Source organism: Flavobacterium sp. PLA-DH12 (assembly GCF_059511845.1).
Window position 1 is genome coordinate 73,359 of record NZ_JCAMPD010000014.1, and the last position, 18,080, is coordinate 91,438.

An 18,080-nucleotide genomic window follows, 5' to 3' on the forward strand; every position below is an offset into this window, starting at 1 on the left:
AATCATCAAATAAAGTTATGTTATGAGAAAACAATTTTTATTTATATTTTTAGCCTTGATTGTAGCAAATACAAGTCAGGCGCAAGGTAAGACTACTCGAATTGGCTACATCGACATGGAATATATTTTAGAAAATGTTTCCGATTATAAAGAAGCTAAATCACAATTAGAGCAAAAAGCTCAAAAGTGGAAACAAGAAGTTGAGGCTAAAAAATTAAATATAAATAATTTGAAAGAAAGCTTAAAAACAGAAAAAGCTTTACTTACTAAAGAATTAATAGAAGAAAGAGAAACAGAAATTAAGTTTCTTGAACAAGAAATGATGGATTATCAACAGAAACAATTTGGTTCTGATGGAAATCTAATGAGACAGAAAGCAGCTTTGGCAAAACCTATACAAGACCAGGTTTTTACAGCTGTGCAAGATATCGCAGAAGCAAAAAATTATGATTTTGTTTTTGATAAATCATCAGATCTTACCATGCTTTTCAGCAATAAAAGATTTGATATCAGCGATCAGGTTTTAAGAATTTTAAACCGTACTGAAAAACGTGAGCAGTTAAGTAAAAAACAACTGAAAGAACAGGAAGCTAAAGAAAACATTGAGAACGCAATTGATGAAAATCCAGCAATGGCCGATCGACAAAAAGCACTAGATGAAAAAAGAGCTGCTAGAGAAAAACTGATCCAAGACCGAAAGCTAGAGCAAGATGCTAAGAGGAAAGAATATGAAGACAGAAGAAAAGCTCTACAAGAAGAAAGAGATGCTAAAAAAAATGGCACGGTTTCTGGAACAGCCTCACCAGCAACAGTAGCTCCTGCTGCTGCAACGGATGCTGCTAAAACTAGCTCGACTGCTAAAACTACAGCGCCAACATCAACTGGAGAAACTCCAGCTACTGAGCAGCCGGCAATGACGAAAGCAGAGGAAAGACAATTACTTTACGAACAGCGTAAAAAAGAATTGGAAGAAAGAAGAAAGAAGATTTTAGAAGAAAGAGAAGCGGCTAAAAAAGCAAAAGAAGCCGAAACACAAAAAACAAATACGACCAATAATTAATTAATATTTTAAAAATGATGAAACAAATCAAAACTTTACTAATTGCTGCAATTCTTATTTTAGGAGCAAGTAACACAATGAACGCGCAAGCGAAGGTAGCTCATGTTGATGTAAGCGAGATCATGTCTAAAATGCCTGCTATGCTAGATGCTCAAAATCAACTGCAAAAATTAAGTGGTACATATGATGCTGAATACAAAAAAATGGTTGACGAATATCAAGTAAAAATTAAAAAGTACGAAGCTGAAGCTGCAACTGTAACAGATGCTGTAAACGGTGAGCGTTCTAAAGAAGTTCAAGATATGCAAAAGAGAATTGTTGATTACAGAGACAATGCTCAAAAAGAATTGCAACAAAAAGAAACAGATATCGTAAAACCATTAATGGAAAAAGTTAGAGCTTCTATCCAAAAAGTTGGAAAAGCTAAAGGTTTCCAATACGTTTTAGACGGTTCTACTTTATTATTAGCTGATGGTCCAAACATCACTGCTGATGTTAAAAAAGATTTAGGATTCTAAGAAATTAAATCTCATAATTTAAACTGCTCAATTTATATAATTTGAGCAGTTTTTTTTTACAAAAAATTAAAGCTAATCTTTGGTATTATTTCAAGATTTCACTTAACTTAGAATATCGAATTTTTATTAAAAAATAGTAAATTTGCTTTATGACAAACAATAATCCTATAGGCGTTTTTGATTCTGGTATTGGCGGAACTTCCATTTGGAGCGCCATTCATGATCTTCTTCCAAATGAAAAAACCATTTATCTGGCTGACAGTAAAAATGCGCCATATGGTCAAAGAAGCAAAGATGAAATTGTTGCATTAAGCAAAAAAAATGTAGAGTTTTTACTAGAGAATAACTGCAAACTAATTGTTGTTGCCTGTAATACAGCTACAACAAATGCTATAGTAGAACTACGTGCAGATTATGATATTCCGTTTGTTGGAATTGAACCTGCCATTAAGCCTGCCGCAAACAATTCCCAAACTCAGGTTATTGGAATTCTAGCTACAAAGGGAACGCTAAACAGTGAGTTGTTTAATAAAACTGCCGAGATGTTTCATAACACAAAAATCATAGAGCAGGTTGGACACGGACTTGTACAGCTGATTGAAGATGGCAATTTGCACTCACCAGAAATGACACAATTGTTAGAGTCATACCTTCAGCCAATGATTGAAGCTAATATTGACTACTTGGTATTAGGATGCAGCCACTATCCTTATCTAATTCCTCAGATAAAAAAAATTCTCCCAGATCATATTAAAATAATAGACTCAGGAGAAGCTGTTGCGCGCCAAACTAAAAATCTACTTAAAGACAAAGTTGGCTTTTCTGAAAGTACAGATATTGACCCAGTATTTTATGTCAATTCTGACCCAAAAGTTTTAGAGTCAATTTTAGAGTATAAATATCCGGTAATCAAAAAAGACTTTTAAAGCATTATTCAAACTTTCGCTTGACGAACCAAATTCCGTCCAACGATAGATTAAGTGATATTTTGTGGTAGTTTTCTTTTATTAGATCATTTGCAATTCTGCCTTTCTGTCCGTAAGAATAAGAAATATTAAGTGATGAAAATGTATTTTCGATTGGAAGATTTAATCCAACAGAAATAGATGCGCTATTGACACGCTGTTTGTCAATTTCCAGATAGCCATTATCAAAGTTTATACCTGCAGCATAACCTACCCTATCCCAATATTTCCTAACATTCTTTTTAGTGCTATAGGTAACTCCTAATGCAAAACGATCTTGATTTACAAATTCACCATAAAGATCGGATTGGTTTGTATTACTCCAGAAGCTTTTTTCATAATCTAAAGTTACACTCAAATTATTTTTAAATCGTTTACTTGCTCCAAAACCAATTTCTAGTGGCATATAATAATCATCTGTATCTGAAGCTTTATTGGTTTCTATAGAAGATTCTACTTCATCTGCAATACTTGTTACAGATTGTACTTTGGAAGCATTTATTCTTGTTGGAACTTTAAACGTTGTTCCAATTGTAAATGTAGAATCTATTTTAAACTGGGCTCCTAATGTTGCACGAACGCCTCTATAATCTGTTTGCTTATGAACAGTGGTAATAGCATTTGAAATCAAGAAAGCACGATCATCAACGGTGTTTCCAAAAAGTACCGTTCCAGTTGCTCCTACTGTTAATTTTTTTCCAAATCGATATCCGTATGAAAAATCTAGATTGTTTAAACCTCCAGATCCTTGTGCCGTAACGTAATAATATTCCTGACTATCGGCAATTGGAAGTTTTAAATTTGAGATTTTAAATACCGAACTTGAATATGGGCGAAGCGCCAAACTAAAGCCAGAGTTTTTTGTGACTGGAAAAGCAAAAGCCAAATGAGAAAACTGAAAATTATTTCGCTTTTCTGTACGATTACTGCTCTGATATGTTGTAGCAATTGCTTTTCCTCCAATATCAAAAAGAAAATGATTCTGATACATAAATCCTAAAGAAGCCGGATTTAAATTATTGATAAAAGTATCTGAAGGTAAAGCAATTCCAGAACCACCTATTGAAGGCAAATAGCCAAAATCTGAATCATACAGACTTCCTAAACCATAAAGCGAATATGGAGAACTTGAAATACTTTGAGAAAACGAAGTCAGCGACATTAAAAGGAAGCAGCTCCATAAAACAATTTTATTTTTCATTTAATAAGAGATGTAATAAATTTTCAGCTGAATTTTATTGTTGAAATGTTTTTGATCACCCAGAACGATTCTGTTTACAGATTGTGCAATTCCAGGCAGTGTCAAAATAAGCGATGATCTTGAATCAGATTGTTTTAGCATTTCCTTTTGAAGAAAGGCTCCGACCGAAATTGAATATGCTACATTTTCGTTAAATTCATCACTGCTTTTACTCAGCCTTCCATAAACTGAAGCGCCAGCGGCATTGACAAGAGTTCCGCTTATTCTATTTAAATTATCTCCCACATAAACAGTTAGCGAATCAGCCAAAGGATATTTTTCTGAATAAGTATTATTAACTGGTTTAAGAACTAATTCTGCATCGACAATAGCGCCGTTTGCCGAAATATTCTTAAACTGTTTTATATTTGGAAAATCGACCCGACAAGCAACACCTGTTCCAGATTGTATAAATCCTTGGTTGTTGACTAGTGTACTTGATAATGTACCAGTAGACACGGGGAGATTTTGCAGGATCGTTCCTGTTTTGTCGAGCGAAATAGAATTAAACTGTTTAGAAGTGTCTAAAATCGAAAAATCGATTATATATGGCGTTTCATTATCTGTCTGATACTTCGAATAATACAACCGAACCTTACTTTCCGAAACACTAAATCCGATAACATTGGACGAACTTGAATTTTCGGGAACCAATACAAATCCTTTGAGATATTCTGTAAAACTATCAAAATCTGTAACTTCTCTTTTCTTTATTTTTTGAAAAAGAGCTTCTCCAAATTCTTTACTCATTTGAATATTGATAGAATCTTTTTCCTTTGGCCTTGGTTTAAATGATATTGAACCCAAACTTTCCGAGCTGTAAGTCAGCGTCGAATTATTATAGAAATTATTATCCTCTTTATTTGGCTTAACTTTTTGAGTTAATCTGTGAATATTAAACGTCTGAACTTTTGTCGTATCTCCATAAAAGTACCTATCATACTTAAGAATCATAGAAATAGAATCAAAAACATAATTTGTAGATTCGGTATCTGATCCAATACTGTTTAATGCATAAATATCTGTAGAAACCTGAAAATAGCTATCCGATTTTACTTTTCCGAAAATGGGATCATCATAATTTCCTATCAGAATTCTACCTCGGCTAGAAGTTGCCAATGAATCAAAATTAATCGTTGACATATTGACTGTCATCGTATCAATCAAAATCACTTTATTACTCAAAGCCAAATAATCAGACCCAACAGTAAATTCTCCAGTATCTGTATCTGTACCACATGAAAATAAGGTTAGTACAAAAAGTAGCATCAATATAAACTTGCGCATAATTTAATTTTTGGGCAAATATAAATTGTGCTCCTTGGCAACACACTATAACATATACTACCGCGCTTTTTTAAGCTACAGACTGTACAAAACAATCTATAATCTAAGTTCTATTCTAAAATCTTAATTCGACCTTAAAAACAACGATTTTGTCTATCAAAACACGTCATATATATATCTTCTTTTTTTTAAGAGCGTCATCCGTCTAATTTTGAGCCAATAAAATAAATAATGAAAGTAAGGTTTTTAGTTTGTTCTCTTTTTTTGATTTCATTTTTAGGTTTAAAAGCTCAGGAGAATTTTAGCGCTACTATAAATTTTAAAACCGAGCCGACAGAAAAGATAAATTTTAATGAAACAAACATTGCTGTTTTTTATCAGAAAAAATTAGGAGCAAAAAGCAAAATAGCAAACACACTAGAATATTCTAATTTGAAGGTGAATTACGAATTAAATCCCTATAACTTTTATGCAGATGAGGATAAGTTCAACCAAGTTCAAAACAAAATTGAATATTCATCTGAAATAGAAGAAAAAACAAAATGGAGGTTTTCTATAATTCCAACAGCGAATTTTCAGAGCAAACTAGATTTTTCTGTTATTACTGTTTTAGGAAATTTAGAGATAAGCCAGCGGCTAAGTTCAAAAGTAAATGTAATAGTTGGAGCGGGACGTACCTCTATTTTCGGAGCTCCTAAAATTACAGCGATTGCCGCTTTTGATTATAAAATGAATGAGAGAATCGATTTTAGAATCGGATTCCCAGATTCTAAAATTTCTTATTCTAATAATGATCGAAACAAATTTGGTCTGACGAATAGTTTTAATGGAAACTTTTATCATCTAGACAAAACGGTTGATGCAGATAACAAAGCCGTAAAAGCAGTTTTATCGCAAATGACTTCGGCATTAGAATATGAAAGAAATGTTGCAGGCAATTGGTTTTTAAATTTTAAAGCAGGTTACGATTTCAACAAAAAATACAATTTACTAGACAACAGTGACCATAAAATTTACGACTATAATACCGGCAATGGTTACGTTTTAGGAATAGGGATCAAATACAAACAATAAATATTAAATACACTATGATTAATCTAAAAAAAGGAATTTTATTCACAGCGCTTTTTTCGAGCCTCTTTTTTATAAGCTGCAGCAATGATAATGATGACGATGATTTGGTAGGGAACTGGATTAAAAAATCAGCCTTTGATGGCCCTGCAAGATCTAGTGCCACAAGTTTTGTTATCGGAGATTATGCTTATGTAGTAGGCGGATATACAGGCGATGTTTATTTGAAAGATTTGTGGGTTTACAATTCAACTGGAGATTATTGGGAACAGAAAGCTGATTTTGGCGGTGTTGGAAGAAGTTCTGCTTCTAGTTTTGCATTAAACGACAAAGGCTATGTAGGTCTTGGTTATGACGGAACAAACAAACTGAAAGATTTTTATCAATATGATCCGTCTGCAAACAGCTGGACACAAAAAACAGATTTTGCTGGAACAGCGCGTTATGCCGCAGTAGGTTTTCAGGTTGGCGGTAAAGCCTATTTTGGAACAGGTTATGACGGAAATTATTTGAAAGATTTTTATCAGTATGATGACCAAGCAAATACTTGGACTCTAGTAAATGGTTTCAGCGGAAATAAAAGACGTAACGCGACTGTTTTTACAATTGCAGACAAGGCGTACTTGGTGACTGGTGTAAACAATGGCGTATATCAGGAAGATTTCTGGGAATTTGATCCAGCAACAGATGTTTGGACAAGAAAACGTGATATTGACAAAGACACAGACGACGATTACAGCTACAACGACGATTATGCTATTGTACGTTCTAATGCATCAAGCTTTTCTATGAATGGTTTAGGATATGTTGTAGGAGGCGAAAACGTAAAAACAGTTTGGGAATACAACCCAGCATCCGACTTATGGACAGAAAGAACTCCAATGGAAGGAGCTACAAGAACCGATGCAGTTGGTTTTGCCATCAATAATCGCGGATTCTATATGTTAGGTCGAATTGGTTCTACTTACTTTGACGATGCATGGGAATTTAAACCATTAGACGAACAAAGTGACGATGATAACTAATATTAAAAAAGTCTTCTGGAGCACTATCCAGAAGATTTTAATCGTTTTTGCACTTCTTTTACTTTTTACTGCTTGCACAAAAAAAGAAGCTTTAACAACAGCATCTTTTAAAACAAATTCGGGATGGGGCTACACAATAGCCTACAAAGAAAAAATTTTAATTAAACAGTCTATCATTCCCGTAATAAGCGACACTAAAAGCTTTAAAACAGAAAACGATGCCCTAAAAGTTGCTGATCTTGTTAAGCAGAAACTCAAAGAAAACTTATCTCCTACGGTAACCAAAAATGAATTAATTTTATTAAAAATAAAATTGTAAATGCAGATCGATACCATTAAAAATACAGGCTACAACAAAATACTATTTCATTTTATGATATGGATTTTCTTTATTTTGACTTCTCTAATTCAATTTTATGAAAGCCCATTTAAACTCGACAACGATTTTTATGCCCAATGGCTTTCTGGAATCTTGTTGTTTTATCTGAACTATTTTTATTTGGTTCCAAATTATCTACTGCAAAAAAAATATTGGATCTATGGCACATTTGCTATTGGTCTGATAGTCCTATTTATGGCAATAAGGCTAAACTATTTTATTCCTGAATTTAGACATTTAAGGCCCGAAAAAATGATGCATTCTGAAACCATTATTCGTGACCCCCATTTTTTCCCAAAAGGCGACAGGATGCATCACAGAATAGAAATGAGACAGCCGTTTTTTTTTAAAATTGCCCCTTCATTTTTCTATATCCTAATTATTACAGTTTCTGCAATCATTAGAACATTAACTGAATTTTATAACAATCAGCAAAACAAACTGATTGCCGAAACACACCGAACAAATACCGAATTGATCTATTTGCGCAAACAAACCAACCCGCATTTTTTATTTAATTCTTTAAACAGTATTTATTCGCTGGCACACAAAAAATCTGATTTGGTCCCTGATGCCATCGTAACCTTGTCTGAGCTTATGCGCTATATGCTCTACGAGACAGACAATAAAACGGTGGCTTTAGAAAAAGAGGTCAATTATATCCAGAATTATATTGAATTGCAAAAACTGCGATTAAACAATATTGAAGACATTATAATCAATGTTCACGGTGATACTAAAAACAAGTTTATTGAACCTTTGCTGTTGATTTCTTTTGTTGAAAATGCCTTTAAATATGGAACTGATTATAAAGGCGCCGCTCACGTAAAGATCAAGATTCTTATTACAGATCATAATCTTGACTTTTGGATCGAAAATACGATTGAAAACTATGTAAAAGACCCTGAAAACTCAGGAATTGGATTGGTAAACATTCAAAGCCGCCTTGACCTTCTTTATCCAAACGCACACGAACTGACCATTACTCAGGATAATGAATATTACCGAGTTCATTTAAATTTAAAGTTAGACGAAATTAAAACCGCAATACATTAAAAAAACCGATTATGGACAGAAAAAAATTCATCCGAAATGGTATTTTGGGCATTGCATCATTGGCAACTGCTTCAAAATTTTTAGAATCTTGTTCTAAAAGCGATAATGACGAAACTGATACAAGCAATTCTGGAGACGGAAGCTGTACTGTTTCTCCATCTGAAACAAAAGGTCCGTTCCCGATTAAAACGCCAAGTCAGCTGGTTTTAGAAAACATCAAGTCTGACCGTATAGGAATTGCGCTATTGATTAATTTAAAAATTGAAAATAAAAAGAATAATTGCGAACCTCTTTCGGGAGTTTTAGTAGACATCTGGCATTGTGACAAAGACGGAAATTATTCTGAATATGGAGGCACGCAAATGCAGCAGACCGATTATACCTCTGTTCATTTCCTGAGAGGTAGACAGACTTCAAACGCAAACGGAGAAGTTTCTTTTATCTCTATTTATCCAGGCTGGTACCAAGGAAGAGCCCCGCATGTGCATGTTGAAGTTTTATCGAGTGCAGGAACTTCTTTACTTGTAACTCAGATCGCATTTCCAGAAACTATTTCGAGTCAGGTTTACTCCAGCACCAATTATGTGGCACACGGACAAGCAGATACTGCAAATGCAAAAGACAATGTATTTGCCGACAGCTTATCTGAGGAACTTGCTACGCTTACAGGAAACTTAACTGATGGTTATACGCTTACAAAAACAATAACCGTTAACGCATAATGTTGATTTGTAAAAACCAGTATTTTATGAAAATTTTAAAACTTAATTTACTGGTTTCAAACTACTTTTGACTGCAAAATAAATTTTCAAAAACTAATTTAGAAAAGATGAAATGTGTAATTATTGATGACGAACCTTTGGCTGTAGAACTTTTACAGGATTTTGTCAAAAAAGTAGACACTCTTGAATTAATAAACACTTTCAATAATGCTATTGATGCCGTTTCGTTTATCAATCAGAATAATGTCGATTTGATTTTTCTTGATATTCAAATGCCTCATTTTTCAGGAATTGATTTTTTAAATACCATAGAAAAAAAGCCCCTAGTAATTTTTACAACGGCTTATTCTGATTATGCTGTAGAAGGATTTAATCTTGGTGCAGTAGATTATTTAGTGAAACCAATTCCGTTTCATCGATTTCTAAAAGCAGTTGTTAGAGCACAGCAGGTTTTACAGCCTGTTACAACTCAAACACTTGCTGAAAACAACAATGCTCCAGAAATCGACCAAGATTTTATGTTTGTTCGAGCTGAATATGAAAATGTGAAATTAAATTTTGCTGATATTCTTTTTATTGAAGGCCTTAAAGATTATGTCAAAATTTACACTACAGACAATAAATTTACGCTGACGTTAATCAGTTTAATCAAACTTGAAAATTTACTTTCGAGCAAAGGTTTTGCTAGAATTCACAGATCGTATATTATCAATATCAAACACGTTAAATCAATTCAGAAAAACAAGGTATTAATAAGCGATAAAAGAGTTCCAATCAGCGAAAGCTATAAAAATACTTTCTTCGAAAAAATCAACCTTTAGTTTATGAAATTCCAATAATAAAAAATTCCAAATTCCAAGACTTAACCTTTGGAATTTGGACCCGAGCGATAGCGAACGGGCGAAGCAATTTTCTGTTTTGGAATTTTTATATTTTTATTTTTCTTCTTTGAACCAACTAGAGTACATCACGTAATTATTTGAAATACGCCCAATTTCGCCAGCAAAATCAGATTGATCAATATCTTTCACCTTTTTTGCCGGAACACCAGCATAAATGCTTCCTGAAGTCACAACTGTATTCTGAGTTACCACAGCACCAGCAGCAATTATAGCATTGCTTTCTACTATGCAATTATCCATTACAATTGCTCCCATTCCGATTAAAACGTTATCATGAATTGTGCATCCATGCACAATTGCATTATGGCCTATTGAAACGTTATTTCCTATAATCGTAGGATGTTTTTGATATGTACAATGAATTACTGCACCATCCTGAATGTTTACTTTGTTTCCGATTTTAATAAAATGAACATCTCCTCTCACAACAGCATTAAACCAAACACTGCAAGATTCTCCAAAAGTAACATCTCCAACAATAGTAGCATTTTCGGCCACATAACAATCCTCTGGAATAAGAGGCGATTTTCCGTTTACAGATTTAATCAGCATAAAAATAAATTTTAATTAATTGCAGGACAATTACAATCGTAACGTTCTTTTTTACAGAACAGGTTAATTCCTAATGTAATTTGATGGTAACCGCCTGTATCAAACTTTACATCGCCTACGACTTGAGTATAAGTATAAGCAAACATAAAGTTCTTGAAATTAACTCCTACAATAGGAGTAAAATACTGTAGTTTTTGAGAAGAAACACTAGTTCCCGATAAATAATCTGTGCCCTCAAAACCTCTTCGATAAGACAAAGCTGCCCAAAGGCTTCCAAAATCCATGTTTTTATAAGCTTTCATGTTCAGATCGATTGTTTTTTCTTTGGTCTGATCAAAAAACTGAAAAAGGATAGAAGGCTCCCATGTCCAATTATCATTCTTGCCAAACACATAACCCGCGCTAAATAAAAACTTTCTTAAATTGTTATTTTCATAATCTGAATAAAGATCTCTCCTAGTTTGTATTAGACCCTGAACAGTAGCATGAGCATAAAAATCCATAAAATTATATGAAGCTCCAACATCCATTGTAAAATAAGTATCGTTAAGCACTGAATTAGTAATTAAAGGATCAAGTGTAGGACCAAATTTAGTCTCATCCAACTGATTCTGCATTATTCCTCCACTTATACCAAAAGACAACTGATTTAAGTCTATCTCATCTCTCGAAAACATTATATGATGCGCATAGGTTGCTTTTAACCCTTTTTGAGAATGATATCCATTTTTATCGTTAAAAAGAATAACACCAGCTCCCGAGCGTTCGCCTATTCTTCCGTTAAAACTTAGTGTTTGCAAAGATGGCGCATCGTCTTGCCCAAACCATTGTTTTCTAGCAGTTAATCTAATCTTGGCACAGTTTGCCGCACCAGCCATCGAAGGGTGAATAAGATAATAATTATCAGACAAATAATCTGAATAAACAGGAATTCCCTCTTGGGAATAGGAATGAAAAGCAGTAATGAGAAAAATTAATAAAACCTTGATTTTTAATTTCATAAAGACAATATTGTTTCTATATAATTTTCACTCTTGCAATTTAACACGATTTATTTGAAAAGAGTCTTAATTATTTTATTAAAAAATCAAATATAGCCATTAGTAGAAAATAACTTTAGTAAATTTGCGAAAAATATATTACCATGACTAAAATCACTATAAAAGAAACCCAAAATCCAACTATTTTAAAGTTTGAATTTGAGGATTTCATTACTCAAAACCAGAACTTTGAGTTTAAAAATATTGACGAAGCACAAGCTTCTCCTCTAGCTCAGCAATTATTCTATTTACCGTTTGTTAAAACAGTTTATATTTCAGGAAACTTTATCGCTATCGAAAGATATAGTATTGTAGATTGGGATGATGTTAAAGATGCTGTTGCTGAACAAATCAGTGCTTTTGTTGATAAAGGTGGTGTTATCATTAAAATTGATGAAACAAAACCAAAAAAACAGCCTATTACAGTTTACGGAGAAACAACTCCAAATCCTTCTGCATTAAAATTTGTTGTAAGCAGAATGCTTACTCGTAATGCAGTAGAATACAAAAATATTGACCAGACAGCTTCTTCTCCATTAGCTCAGGAATTATTCAAATTCCCTTATGTGAAAGAAATTTTTATTGATGAAAATTATATTTCGGTTACAAAATATGAGATCAATAACTGGGATGAAATCACTTTAGAATTAAGAACTTTCATTAAACAATTTATAGAAAACGGAGGAACTGTTTTAGATGAAAGCTTAATTGAAACTAAAGCCAAAACTGAAGCTACAAAAGATGAGGCTTTTGACAAACTAGATGTTACATCACAGCAAATTATTAACATCTTAGAAGAATACGTAAAACCAGCAGTAGCTGCCGATGGTGGAAACATTGCTTTTGAATCTTACAATGAAGATGATAAAACGGTAAAAGTATTATTGCAAGGTGCTTGCAGCGGATGCCCTTCTTCTACATTTACTTTAAAGAGCGGTATTGAAAATATGTTGAAAAGCATGCTAAACGATGACGCTATAAAAGTAGAAGCTTCTAATGCTTAATCTGGCAAAACTATTATATAAAGCGTCTCATTGAGGCGCTTTTTTTTATTATTAATTACTAGCTTTCAATTATTTACCATTAAAAAAACGAGTAATTCTATAAAATTAATTAATATTGTATCCTTAACCAATTAATTAAAAACCATGGGATTATCTTCATTTTTTAAAAATTTGTTCGGCTCAACCAAAGAGTCTGTAACTGAATTGGCAAATAATGCCGAAGAGACTTTTGAACAAGCAAAGGAAGCTGCAGCACCTTATATCGAGAAAGCAGAAGCTTTTGCAGAAGAAACAATTGAAAAAGTAAAAGAAGTTTCGGAACCAATTATTGACAACGCAGCCGATTATGCTGAAAAAGCAAAAGATACGGTAAGCGAATATGCTGATAAAGCAGCTAAAGTAGTAAATGATGTAGTAGGTTCTGTTAAAGAAAAAACAGCTTCATTAGCAACCAGCGACACGCCAGAAACCATTTCTGAAACTGTTGTTGACGAAAGCGAGAAAACAGTAGCAGAAGTAGAAGAAATAGCTGATGACGCTGCTGAGAAAGCATAAACACACTTTTCGAATAATGTAAATATTTTTATATTTGCACTACTAATATACCTTCTCTTAATGAGAAGGTTTTTTTATTTTTAAATCATGAATCTTAGTCCAGAACAAGTCAGCAAATACATAAGCCGTTTTATTGACATTTTAGTTGATTATTCACCAAAACTGATTTCTGCTTTTTTAATCCTATTTGTTGGTTTATACGCCATCAGATTGATTAACCGAATCATTAGAAAAGTAATGATTCAGCGAAATTTAGATCCTACATTGACAAAATTCTTATCCGATATTTTATTGTGGGCGCTGCGAATATTATTATTCGTAACCTTTATTTCTAAATTAGGAATTGAAACTTCATCATTCGTTGCCATTTTAGGAGCAATGGGTCTTGCTGTTGGTTTATCATTGCAAGGATCACTTTCTAATTTTGCCGGCGGAATGCTTATTATTGTTTTTAAGCCATTTAAAGTTGGAGATACGATAGAAGCACAAGGCGTTGTTGCAACAGTTCTCGAAATCCAGATTTTTGTAACCAAAATGCTTACGGCAAATAACCAGACTGTATTTGTTCCTAATGGTTCTTTGTCTAATGGAAATATCATTAATTACTCTATGCAAGGAGAAAGAAGAGCCGATCTAACTTTTGCCATTTCTTACGACTCAGACATTAAAAAAGCAAAAGAAATTCTTTTAGATGTTTTGAATAAAAACCCTAAAGTATTGAAGAAGCCCGCTCCAGAGGTTTTTGTGAAAAATCTATCTGCAAGTTCTATTGATTTTGCTGTTCGTCCTTGGGCTAAAAATGCCAATTACGGAGCTGTATTTTCTGAAACTTTAGAGAATTGCAAAATAGCATTGGATGAGGCTGGAATTGCAATTCAGCCATACACAATACAGAAATAAAAAGCATTATTCCTTTTTTGAAGGAGCTGTAATTATAAAATCTTTTAAATAATAAGGTTCAAAATAAGCGACATCTACAGTGTCGCTTTTTTGATACTTATCAAAACTGATTTTGCTCATTGCTTGTGCAGAAGGATATTTAATATTTTCCACAAACACAAAATTGTCTTTAGTCAAAACAGGTTTGCATTTATCAGCACAATCGCCAACAAAGTAAAGCTTGTCGGTATATTCCTGAAATGAATTTTCATCAATAATTTCAGCTTTTATAGTTCTTTCCAGCGTCAAATCTGAATTAAAAACAGCGCTGTACACTTCCATACGACGTGCATCTAACATAGGTACAATTTTTCCGTCAGCAATTCCTGCTTGCGATGCTAAAGTCTGCATCGTATCAACAGCAATCAGCGGAATATTTAAAGCATAACACAAGCCTTTTGCTGCCGAAACACCAATTCTTAAACCTGTATATGATCCTGGCCCTTGACTAACAGCAACAGCCGTTAATTCATGCACCGAAATTCCCGCTTTTGCGATTACTTCTTCAATAAAAACATGCAGTTTTTCGGCGTGTGAATATCCTTCATCAGCCAATTCACTGCAAACAATGGTCTTACCATCTTTTGCTATAGATACAGAACAATTTTTAGTAGCTGTTTCGATGTTGAGAATAAAAGACAATGTTTATAATTTTATAATGTTATTAAAATTTTCTAATAAAATAGTTTGAGATTCCACCAATTAAAAGTGTAGAAACAAAAAACAAAAAGTACGCTACAATAAGATTAACAGTGATAAACCCCAAATAAAGAGCAATTTTTTTACCTGATGAAAAATATACATATTCTTCATTATAGTATGAACTCTGATAGATTCTAAAGTGTATAACTATAAGAAAGAAAACTGCAACAATAAATCCTCCTCCTAATCCATAAAGCATTTCTTCAGAAAAACCACCATGCAATGCAATCATATAGCATCAATTTTTATTTTTTTGGAGCTTCAGCTTTTTTAAGTTTTACCTTATCTCCAGAATTAAGATCTTTAGAAACTGTTGTATATGGCCCCGTAATAACTACATCGCCCGATTTTAGACCAGACATCACTTCAATATTAGTATCGTCCTGAATTCCAGTTTTAATGACTCTAATTTTAGCTTTATCTCCAACTTTCACAAAAACACATTCGAATTTTTTATCACTTTTAGGAGCCGCTTTTTTATCTTCATTTGGATCTTCAACCTTAAAATCTTTTACAGCAGTAGTATCCGATTTTACAACGACAGAACTAATTGGCACGGCCAAAACATTTGTTTTTGTTGTTGTAATTATATCAACTGTAGCCGTCATTCCCGGTCTAAAAGGAGAATATGTACTTGGTTTTCCTTCTAACAAATCTTGATAAGAATCTTTCAGAATACGAACTTTAACTTTAAAATTCGTTACCTGATCTGAAGTCAAAGTTGTACTTGCTGAGTTTGAAATACTCGTTACTACTCCCTTAAATTTCTTTTTTAAGTAGGCGTCAACTTCAACATTTGCTTCGTCACCAATTTTAATTTTTACAATGTCATTTTCGTTTACATCAACTTCAACTTCCATATTGTTTAAATTGGCTACGCGCAAAAGCTCAGTTCCAGCCATTTGTTGCGTTCCTAAAACTCTTTCTCCCAATTCTACATTTAATACAGAAATAGTTCCATCTGCTGGAGAATAAATCGTTGTACGGCCTAAGTTGTCTCGAGCTTCGGTAACAGACGCCGAAGCACTTTGAACATTATAATAGGCACTTTGTTTTGTTGCTTTGGCAACTTCATAAGTAGAAATGGCTTTATCCCAATCTGATTTTGAAATTACACCCTTATCATATAATATTTTATTACGCTCATAATTTGCTTTTGCTTCTTTAAAACTAGCGTCAGATTGAGTAAGACTTGCTTTTGTTCCGGCCAAATTTGCAACAGATCTATCTAATCCAGAGGTATATAAATCGGGATTTATCTTGACTAATAAATCACCTTTTTTTACTACCTGTCCTTCTTTTACATTTAATGAAATTATCTCGCCCGAAACCATCGACGCAATTTTAACCTCAATTTCAGGCTGAATTTTACCTGTTGCAGATACTGTTTCAACAATTGTTGAAGCCATCACTTTTGCAGTTTCTACTTCTTTTCCTTCGTCCTTATTTCCTATTACTCCAGCCTTAGAAAGACCAACCAAAGCTGCAATTAGAACTATTGCACCACCTAGTAAGAAATAAACTGTTTTTTTTGACATAATAAATTATTTTGTAATAATTGGAACAATTGGAATTCCGAAATAAAACTCTAATATTTTAATTTTGAACATGTAATCGTATTTTGTTCTGATAACATCAGACTGCGCATTGGTCAATAATGTTTGAGCTTGTGTGAAATCAAATGAGTTCATTAACCCAACATCGTATTTTTCTTTTGCATAATTGTAAGCCTGCTGTCTTGCTTCTAAAGTTACAGTAGAAGATTCGTATGTATTTAGAGCTCCTCTTGCATCAGTAAACGCAGTATAAACGTTACGCTGCAAATCTAAACTTTTTTGCTCTAAATCTATTTTAGATTTTTCTAAACTTACTTTATTACGCTCTACATTATTTCTAACTGAGAATCCATTAAAGATAGGAACAGAAAGCTGAAATCCAAAAGATTGTCCTTTATTATCACTAAACTGGTCCATTATTGGATCTGCTTTACCCAAAACTGGCGTATAATTATCCTGAAGAACTGGCTGATTGGTACCCTGAACATATCCAATCTGTGAAGTTGGGTTTGCTAGATTTGGTGTAGTACCTCTTATAACATCACTGTAACTTGCTCTAGTATTAAAGTTATAGAAAGCACTTAAAGTTGGCTGAAAGGCTCCTTTTGCGATAGCAACATTTTTCTCAGCAATTTCAAGATTGGTCTGCGCTAATTTTAACTCTGTTCTAGTTTCTTTAGCTTTATTGTAAATTTCAATTGGACTCTGAGCTAGAATATTGTTTTCATCCATTGCATTGGTATCATCAACAACATCAAAATCTGCAAATTCTTTTAATTGTAAAAGCTGTGCCAAACTCAATTTAGAGATCAATAAATTATTTTCAGAAACGGCGATATTTTGTTTGTCTGTTGCCACAGTTGCTTTCAAATCGAACAAATCCCCACGAGGAATAGTCCCCGCATTTACCATTTCTTCGGAACGCGCATATCTCTTCTCGTCGATTGTTAACTGTTCTTTTTTTACTTTCAAATCTTCTTTGTTAGATAAAATCTGCAAAAATGCGCTTGCCACATTCAGAGAAATATCTTCTTGCATTTTTAACAGCTGATATTGCGAAGAAATAATTGTTAACTTCGCTTTTCTCATCGTATTTTGATTCTGCAGACCTTTGTAAATATCTACACCAGCACTCAAACCAACAGAAGAATATTGTGTAGTTTGATTACGTAAAATACCCGTTGTTACATCCTGGTTCAAACCGATATTCCAAGAATGAGAAGCATTTCCGTTTACAGATGGAAGATAATTTCCTAATGCAGCTTTTTTATCAATATCTGCATTTTTTAAATCCAGTTCCGATTGCTTAATCGTGATATTGTTTTCGAGTGCGTATCTCACACACTCTTCTAAAGTCCATTTCTTAGTTTGTGCCTGTCCAGTTAATCCGAATCCGAATAACACTGCAAAAATCAGACTATTATATTTATTTATTTTCATATACTTTTAATGAAGGCGCAGTAAACCGAACTACGCAAATTTAACATTTTTAAAACCAAAAGATCCC

At 33.3% G+C, this 18,080-nt stretch carries 20 protein-coding genes; 12 read left to right on the top strand and 8 right to left on the bottom strand.

All coding sequences use genetic code 11. The annotated features are described in order from the left end of the window. Positions 1-22: 22 nt before the first annotated feature. The 3 genes from AC5ZCW_RS21400 to murI all read left to right on the top strand — a co-directional run bounded on the left by AC5ZCW_RS21400 (position 23) and on the right by murI (position 2,504). Positions 23-1,060 carry an OmpH/Skp family outer membrane protein gene (locus AC5ZCW_RS21400; protein WP_343543092.1) on the top strand — a complete coding sequence of 346 codons (1,038 nt, stop codon included), beginning with the start codon at positions 23-25 and terminating at the stop codon, positions 1,058-1,060. Positions 1,061-1,074: 14 nt separating this feature from the next. Continuing rightward, on the top strand, positions 1,075-1,578 hold the full coding sequence (locus tag AC5ZCW_RS21405; RefSeq protein WP_170830271.1) for an OmpH/Skp family outer membrane protein: 504 nt from the start codon (positions 1,075-1,077) through the stop codon (positions 1,576-1,578). A 149-nt stretch (positions 1,579-1,727) separates the two neighbouring features. Further along, entirely contained in the window at positions 1,728-2,504 is a 777-nt protein-coding gene (murI, locus tag AC5ZCW_RS21410; RefSeq protein WP_177210904.1) for a glutamate racemase, read from the top strand. 4 nt (positions 2,505-2,508) lie between these two features. Here the strand turns inward: murI and bamG are convergent, their stop codons facing one another. Beyond that, positions 2,509-3,744, bottom strand: coding sequence for a BamG family beta-barrel-assembly machinery protein (bamG, locus tag AC5ZCW_RS21415; protein WP_496121640.1), 1,236 nt, complete (start codon positions 3,742-3,744; stop codon positions 2,509-2,511). Beyond that, positions 3,745-5,070 (bottom strand): DUF4270 family protein, encoded by a 1,326-nt coding sequence (locus AC5ZCW_RS21420; protein ID WP_496121642.1) that lies wholly within the window; start codon positions 5,068-5,070, stop codon positions 3,745-3,747. Between the two features lie 231 nt (positions 5,071-5,301). Between AC5ZCW_RS21420 and AC5ZCW_RS21425 the strand changes: the two genes are divergently transcribed. The 6 genes from AC5ZCW_RS21425 to AC5ZCW_RS21450 all read left to right on the top strand — a co-directional run bounded on the left by AC5ZCW_RS21425 (position 5,302) and on the right by AC5ZCW_RS21450 (position 10,144). Then, positions 5,302-6,144, top strand: a complete 843-nt coding sequence (locus AC5ZCW_RS21425) for a DUF6268 family outer membrane beta-barrel protein (protein ID WP_496121643.1) — start codon at positions 5,302-5,304, stop codon at positions 6,142-6,144. Positions 6,145-6,158: 14 nt separating this feature from the next. Then, positions 6,159-7,166 carry a Kelch repeat-containing protein gene (locus tag AC5ZCW_RS21430; protein WP_496121644.1) on the top strand — a complete coding sequence of 336 codons (1,008 nt, stop codon included), beginning with the start codon at positions 6,159-6,161 and terminating at the stop codon, positions 7,164-7,166. Then, positions 7,156-7,485 (top strand): DUF4907 domain-containing protein, encoded by a 330-nt coding sequence (locus AC5ZCW_RS21435; protein WP_496121645.1) that lies wholly within the window; start codon positions 7,156-7,158, stop codon positions 7,483-7,485. Before AC5ZCW_RS21430 ends, AC5ZCW_RS21435 begins: the two co-directional genes overlap by 11 nt. Then, positions 7,486-8,601 carry a sensor histidine kinase gene (locus AC5ZCW_RS21440; RefSeq protein WP_496121646.1) on the top strand — a complete coding sequence of 372 codons (1,116 nt, stop codon included), beginning with the start codon at positions 7,486-7,488 and terminating at the stop codon, positions 8,599-8,601. It begins immediately after the preceding gene. Between the two features lie 11 nt (positions 8,602-8,612). Continuing rightward, positions 8,613-9,323, top strand: coding sequence for a dioxygenase family protein (locus AC5ZCW_RS21445; RefSeq protein WP_343543103.1), 711 nt, complete (start codon positions 8,613-8,615; stop codon positions 9,321-9,323). A gap of 107 nt (positions 9,324-9,430) precedes the next feature. After that, positions 9,431-10,144 carry a LytR/AlgR family response regulator transcription factor gene (locus AC5ZCW_RS21450; protein ID WP_343543104.1) on the top strand — a complete coding sequence of 238 codons (714 nt, stop codon included), beginning with the start codon at positions 9,431-9,433 and terminating at the stop codon, positions 10,142-10,144. A 114-nt stretch (positions 10,145-10,258) separates the two neighbouring features. On the opposite strand, the gene AC5ZCW_RS21455 is transcribed toward AC5ZCW_RS21450, so the two are convergent. Both AC5ZCW_RS21455 and AC5ZCW_RS21460 read right to left on the bottom strand, forming a co-directional pair. Further along, positions 10,259-10,777, bottom strand: coding sequence for a gamma carbonic anhydrase family protein (locus AC5ZCW_RS21455; RefSeq protein ID WP_496121648.1), 519 nt, complete (start codon positions 10,775-10,777; stop codon positions 10,259-10,261). Positions 10,778-10,788: 11 nt separating this feature from the next. Beyond that, the gene (locus AC5ZCW_RS21460; protein WP_496121649.1) at positions 10,789-11,778 is read right to left on the bottom strand and encodes a PorP/SprF family type IX secretion system membrane protein; all 990 of its coding nucleotides are present in this window, start codon (positions 11,776-11,778) and stop codon (positions 10,789-10,791) included. A 143-nt stretch (positions 11,779-11,921) separates the two neighbouring features. Between AC5ZCW_RS21460 and AC5ZCW_RS21465 the strand changes: the two genes are divergently transcribed. From AC5ZCW_RS21465 to AC5ZCW_RS21475, 3 genes are all read left to right on the top strand, one after another. Next, on the top strand, positions 11,922-12,821 hold the full coding sequence (locus AC5ZCW_RS21465) for a NifU family protein (RefSeq protein ID WP_111376655.1): 900 nt from the start codon (positions 11,922-11,924) through the stop codon (positions 12,819-12,821). Positions 12,822-12,965: 144 nt separating this feature from the next. Further along, positions 12,966-13,376 (top strand): YtxH domain-containing protein, encoded by a 411-nt coding sequence (locus AC5ZCW_RS21470; RefSeq protein ID WP_343543108.1) that lies wholly within the window; start codon positions 12,966-12,968, stop codon positions 13,374-13,376. Positions 13,377-13,463: 87 nt separating this feature from the next. Continuing rightward, positions 13,464-14,276 carry a mechanosensitive ion channel family protein gene (locus tag AC5ZCW_RS21475; protein ID WP_177210921.1) on the top strand — a complete coding sequence of 271 codons (813 nt, stop codon included), beginning with the start codon at positions 13,464-13,466 and terminating at the stop codon, positions 14,274-14,276. Positions 14,277-14,282: 6 nt separating this feature from the next. Here the strand turns inward: AC5ZCW_RS21475 and tsaB are convergent, their stop codons facing one another. From tsaB to AC5ZCW_RS21495, 4 genes are read right to left on the bottom strand one after another with little or no spacing between them, the layout of a single operon-like run. Then, a complete protein-coding gene (gene tsaB, locus AC5ZCW_RS21480) occupies positions 14,283-14,957 on the bottom strand; it encodes a tRNA (adenosine(37)-N6)-threonylcarbamoyltransferase complex dimerization subunit type 1 TsaB (RefSeq protein ID WP_343543111.1) in 675 nt (224 codons plus the stop codon). A gap of 22 nt (positions 14,958-14,979) precedes the next feature. Then, positions 14,980-15,249 (bottom strand): hypothetical protein, encoded by a 270-nt coding sequence (locus tag AC5ZCW_RS21485; protein ID WP_343543112.1) that lies wholly within the window; start codon positions 15,247-15,249, stop codon positions 14,980-14,982. A 13-nt stretch (positions 15,250-15,262) separates the two neighbouring features. After that, on the bottom strand, positions 15,263-16,555 hold the full coding sequence (locus tag AC5ZCW_RS21490; protein WP_496121651.1) for an efflux RND transporter periplasmic adaptor subunit: 1,293 nt from the start codon (positions 16,553-16,555) through the stop codon (positions 15,263-15,265). Between the two features lie 6 nt (positions 16,556-16,561). Continuing rightward, complete coding sequence (locus tag AC5ZCW_RS21495; RefSeq protein WP_343543115.1) at positions 16,562-18,013, bottom strand: TolC family protein; 1,452 nt, start codon at positions 18,011-18,013, stop codon at positions 16,562-16,564. Between the last annotated feature and the right edge of the window lie 67 nt (positions 18,014-18,080).

Excerpts from the sequence above, each read along its gene's own strand:
- AC5ZCW_RS21400 (WP_343543092.1), top strand. The coding sequence starts at position 23 with ATGAGAAAACAATTTTTATTTATATTTTTAGCCTTGATTGTAGCAAAT.
- AC5ZCW_RS21405 (WP_170830271.1), top strand. The coding sequence starts at position 1,075 with ATGATGAAACAAATCAAAACTTTACTAATTGCTGCAATTCTTATTTTA.
- murI (WP_177210904.1), top strand. The coding sequence starts at position 1,728 with ATGACAAACAATAATCCTATAGGCGTTTTTGATTCTGGTATTGGCGGA.
- bamG (WP_496121640.1), bottom strand. The coding sequence starts at position 3,744 with ATGAAAAATAAAATTGTTTTATGGAGCTGCTTCCTTTTAATGTCGCTG.
- AC5ZCW_RS21420 (WP_496121642.1), bottom strand. The coding sequence starts at position 5,070 with ATGCGCAAGTTTATATTGATGCTACTTTTTGTACTAACCTTATTTTCA.
- AC5ZCW_RS21425 (WP_496121643.1), top strand. The coding sequence starts at position 5,302 with ATGAAAGTAAGGTTTTTAGTTTGTTCTCTTTTTTTGATTTCATTTTTA.
- AC5ZCW_RS21430 (WP_496121644.1), top strand. The coding sequence starts at position 6,159 with ATGATTAATCTAAAAAAAGGAATTTTATTCACAGCGCTTTTTTCGAGC.
- AC5ZCW_RS21435 (WP_496121645.1), top strand. The coding sequence starts at position 7,156 with ATGATAACTAATATTAAAAAAGTCTTCTGGAGCACTATCCAGAAGATT.
- AC5ZCW_RS21440 (WP_496121646.1), top strand. The coding sequence starts at position 7,486 with ATGCAGATCGATACCATTAAAAATACAGGCTACAACAAAATACTATTT.
- AC5ZCW_RS21445 (WP_343543103.1), top strand. The coding sequence starts at position 8,613 with ATGGACAGAAAAAAATTCATCCGAAATGGTATTTTGGGCATTGCATCA.
- AC5ZCW_RS21450 (WP_343543104.1), top strand. The coding sequence starts at position 9,431 with ATGAAATGTGTAATTATTGATGACGAACCTTTGGCTGTAGAACTTTTA.
- AC5ZCW_RS21455 (WP_496121648.1), bottom strand. The coding sequence starts at position 10,777 with ATGCTGATTAAATCTGTAAACGGAAAATCGCCTCTTATTCCAGAGGAT.
- AC5ZCW_RS21460 (WP_496121649.1), bottom strand. The coding sequence starts at position 11,778 with ATGAAATTAAAAATCAAGGTTTTATTAATTTTTCTCATTACTGCTTTT.
- AC5ZCW_RS21465 (WP_111376655.1), top strand. The coding sequence starts at position 11,922 with ATGACTAAAATCACTATAAAAGAAACCCAAAATCCAACTATTTTAAAG.
- AC5ZCW_RS21470 (WP_343543108.1), top strand. The coding sequence starts at position 12,966 with ATGGGATTATCTTCATTTTTTAAAAATTTGTTCGGCTCAACCAAAGAG.
- AC5ZCW_RS21475 (WP_177210921.1), top strand. The coding sequence starts at position 13,464 with ATGAATCTTAGTCCAGAACAAGTCAGCAAATACATAAGCCGTTTTATT.
- AC5ZCW_RS21485 (WP_343543112.1), bottom strand. The coding sequence starts at position 15,249 with ATGATTGCATTGCATGGTGGTTTTTCTGAAGAAATGCTTTATGGATTA.
- AC5ZCW_RS21490 (WP_496121651.1), bottom strand. The coding sequence starts at position 16,555 with ATGTCAAAAAAAACAGTTTATTTCTTACTAGGTGGTGCAATAGTTCTA.
- AC5ZCW_RS21495 (WP_343543115.1), bottom strand. The coding sequence starts at position 18,013 with ATGAAAATAAATAAATATAATAGTCTGATTTTTGCAGTGTTATTCGGA.